Below are 3,712 nucleotides of genomic sequence, written 5' to 3'. Positions count from 1 at the left end.
GGGATGGGCCACACCCTTCCCGAGGCCACGCCCTGCTGCGCCCCGGTCGGGAGGCCGCCGGGTGCGCGAAGCCAGGCCCTGCCGAGAGGCCGCCGCCGCTGGAGTAACACTGTGAGATGGCTAACAGAAGCCGTACGGAAGTTCGCCCAAGCGCCCGCCGACGCCTATCCTCTAGAGAAATATGAGCCCCGGAAGGCAGTGACATCCCGATGTTGATCCAACCCGCAGCTCCGATCGGCATCTTTGATTCCGGGGTGGGTGGGCTGACCGTGGCCCGCGCAGTGATAGACCAGCTGCCCAACGAATCCATCTTGTATGTCGGCGACACCGCAAACGGCCCCTACGGACCGCTGCCGATCGCCGAGGTGCGCGCGAATGCGCTCGGCGTGATGGATGAACTCGTGGACGCCGGCGTGAAGCTCCTCGTGATCGCCTGCAACTCCGCCTCCGCCGCCGTTCTGCGCGACGCCCGGGAGCGCTACACCGCCCGCTACGGCATCCCGGTGATCGAGGTGATCCAGCCGGCCGTCCGCCGCGCGGTCGCGTCCACGCGGAGCGGCAAGATCGGCGTGATCGGCACCTCGGCCACCGTCGGTTCCCGCGCCTACGAGGACACCTTCGCCGCCGCACCGCACCTGGACGTGACCTCCGTGGCCTGCCCCCGGTTCGTCGAATACGTGGAGGCCGGCGTGACGGCCGGCCAGGAGCTGCTTTCCACCGCCGAGGAGTACCTGGAGCCGCTCAGGCGTGCCGACGTGGACACGCTGGTGCTCGGCTGCACGCACTATCCGCTGCTGACCGGCGTGATCTCCTACGTCATGGGCGACGGCGTGACGCTGGTTTCCAGCGCGGAAGAGACCGCCAAGGACGTGTACCGGTCGCTCGTGTCCCACGATCTGCTGCGGCCGGAGGGTACGCCAGGCCGGCACCACTTCATTGCCACCGGCGACGCAGCGTCCTTCGAGGTGCTGGCGCGCCGGTTCCTGGGGCCGGAAGTGATCGCCGTGGAGCATGTGGAGCACGTGGCGGCGCACTATCCCACCGGCAGCATGGCCAGGATCACCCCCGAGATGGTTGCCGCCGCGCGCGCCGGGGCGCAGGCAGGCCCGAAGGTTTCGCCGTTTGCCGGTGCGTCCGGGCAGTACAACCCGGGGGAGCGGGCATGAACCTGACCATCATCGGCTGCAGCGGCTCGTTTCCCGGACCGCAGTCCCCGGCGTCGTGCTATCTGGTCAGCGCCCACGACGGCGAGCGGACCTGGCGCATCCTGCTGGACCTGGGCAACGGCGCCCTGGGCACCGCGCAGCGCTACATGGCGTTGGAAGATATCGACGCCGTCTTCCTGAGCCACCTGCACCCGGACCATTGCATGGACCTGTGCGGCCTGCATGTGGCGGTGCGCTGGAATCCCGACGGCTGGACCAAGGGCCGCATCCCCGTGTGGGGGCCGGCCGCCACGGCGGACCGCATGGCCACCGCCTACGGGCTGGAGCTGGATCCGGGCATGAAAGAGGAGTTCGACTTCCACGTTTGGGCGGAACGGGAACCGGTCAAGCTGGGCCCGTTCACCATCACGCCGTATCCGGTGCGCCACCCCGTCGAGGAGGCCTACGCGATCCGGGTCGAGGCTACGGAGCCCACGCCCGAGGGGCCGGTCACGCGCGTGCTCGCCTACTCCGGTGACACCGACAGTTGCCCCGAACTGGTCGAAGCGGCCTTCGGCGCGGACATGTTCCTGTGCGAGGCTGCCTTCCACGAGGGACGCGACGACGCCGTCGACGGCGTGCACCTCACCGGAAAGCGGGCCGGTGCCGCTGCCACCGAGGCGCAGGTCCGGCGGCTGCTGCTGACCCACCTGCCCGTCTGGAACGACTCGGTGCGCACCGTCGAGGAAGCCCGCGAAACCTATGTCGGCGATCTCGCGGTCGCGGTGGCCGGCGTCAGCTACGTCGTCTGAGCGGCAGCGGGGCGGTGGCGGCGACGTCTTCCGCGCGGCCGCGGCCACCGCGAGCCGATAGGGTGGACTCATGATTGATGTTGATCCCGGTTCCGCCATGCCCGCTGCCGCCGCCCGCGCCGACGGCCGGACGCCCGAGCAGTTGCGTCCAATCAGCATCACGCGCGGCTGGTCCAACCAGGCCGAAGGATCGGCGCTGATCGAGTTCGGGAACACCCGCGTGCTCTGCACCGCATCGGTGACCGCGGGCGTGCCGCGTTGGCTGAAGGGCGAAGGACGCGGCTGGGTGACGGCCGAATACGCGATGCTTCCCCGCGCCACGAACACCCGTTCCGACCGCGAATCCGTCAAAGGCAAGATCGGCGGCCGCACGCACGAAATTTCCCGGCTGATCGGCCGCTCGCTCCGCTCGGTGATCGACACCAAGGCGCTGGGGGAGAACACCATCGTTTTGGACTGCGACGTGCTCCAAGCCGACGGCGGCACGCGCACCGCGGCCATTACCGGCGCCTTCGTGGCCCTTGCCGACGCCTTGCACTGGGCGAAAGAGCAGAAGCTGATCGCCCCTTCCGCCCGCCCGCTAACCGATACCGTCGCCGCGGTGAGCGTCGGCATTATCGATGGCGTGCCGATGCTGGACCTGCCCTACGTCGAAGACGTGCGCGCCGAAACGGACATGAACGTGGTGGTCACCGGATCCGGCCAGTTCGTGGAAGTCCAGGGCACCGCCGAGGGCGCGCCGTTCGACCGTGCGGAACTCGACGCGCTGCTGGACCTGGCTCTTGCCGGCACCGCCCAGTTGGCCCAGATCCAGCGGGACACCCTGGCGGAGACGCTGGGAGAAGTCATCCGTGGCTGACACCGGGGCCGCAGGCGCCGGGCCCGACGGAGCGCCGGACGCCGGGCAGGAGATCGAGCCCCGGCTCGTCTTGGCCACCCGCAACCAGGGAAAGCTGCGTGAATTGCGTGACCTGCTGCGCGGCCAGATACCGGGGCTGGACGTGGATACCCAGGTGATCGACGCTGCCACGGCAGGGGTCCCGGACGTTGCCGAAACCGGCCTGACCTTCGCAGAGAACTCCCTGTTGAAGGCACGCGCCGTGGCCGAAGCCACCGGACTGGTCGCGGTGGCCGACGACTCCGGCCTGGCCGTTGACGTACTCGGCGGGGCGCCCGGCATCTTCTCGGCCCGCTGGTCCGGGAAACACGGCGACGACGAAGCGAACCTGCGCCTGCTGTTGAGCCAATTGTCCGACATTGCGCCCGAGCATCGCGGGGCCGCGTTCGTCTGTGCAGCAAGCGTCGTGTCGCCGCGTCTTGAAGCCGTCGAGGAGGGCCGGCTGGCCGGTATCCTGCTGGCAGAACCGCGCGGCTCCGGCGGATTTGGCTACGACCCCATCCTGCAGCCAGCGGGGATGGACCGCAGTTGCGCCGAACTGCGGCCGGAGGAAAAGAACGCCATCAGCCACCGCGGCCAGGCGTTCCGCGCGCTGCTGCCTCACATAGTGGCGGCACTCGGCTAGGAATCGGAGAGGCCGTGCCGCAGCGCAGCCGAGGACCCGCCGCAGCCGGGGACCCGCCGTAGCGGAGGGTCGCTATCGGCGGCTTGCGGACCCCACACCTGCGGCCTGACCGCTTTCTGCGGAGGGTTCTGCATTCCCCGAAACTGTCAGTGGCGGCGGATAGTCTGTTTTCAGTAGCAGTTCAGCACCATCGTTGGCCGCCGGGCAGTGGGTTTGCCGGTGGCGTCTGCGG

At 69.3% G+C, this 3,712-nt stretch carries 4 protein-coding genes; all 4 read left to right on the top strand.

Annotated features, from left to right (window positions below):
* The first annotated feature begins 209 nt into the window (after positions 1–209).
* The 4 genes from murI (at position 210) to rdgB (ending at position 3,480) form a co-directional block, all read left to right on the top strand.
* The gene (murI, locus tag AC5RV2_RS15830; RefSeq protein WP_494093125.1) at positions 210–1,166 is read left to right on the top strand and encodes a glutamate racemase; all 957 of its coding nucleotides are present in this window, start codon (positions 210–212) and stop codon (positions 1,164–1,166) included.
* The gene (locus tag AC5RV2_RS15825; RefSeq protein WP_494067167.1) at positions 1,163–1,957 is read left to right on the top strand and encodes an MBL fold metallo-hydrolase; all 795 of its coding nucleotides are present in this window, start codon (positions 1,163–1,165) and stop codon (positions 1,955–1,957) included. The genes murI and AC5RV2_RS15825 overlap by 4 nt, the downstream gene beginning before the upstream one ends.
* 70 nt (positions 1,958–2,027) lie before the next feature.
* On the top strand, positions 2,028–2,816 hold the full coding sequence (rph, locus tag AC5RV2_RS15820) for a ribonuclease PH (protein ID WP_494093124.1): 789 nt from the start codon (positions 2,028–2,030) through the stop codon (positions 2,814–2,816).
* A 52-nt stretch (positions 2,817–2,868) separates the two neighbouring features.
* Entirely contained in the window at positions 2,869–3,480 is a 612-nt protein-coding gene (rdgB, locus tag AC5RV2_RS15815) for an RdgB/HAM1 family non-canonical purine NTP pyrophosphatase (RefSeq protein WP_494093126.1), read from the top strand.
* Positions 3,481–3,712: the final 232 nt, after the last annotated feature.

It is taken from the genome of Arthrobacter sp. Y3225116 (genome assembly GCF_059091245.1).
This window is presented reverse-complemented; position numbering and strand designations above follow the sequence as displayed.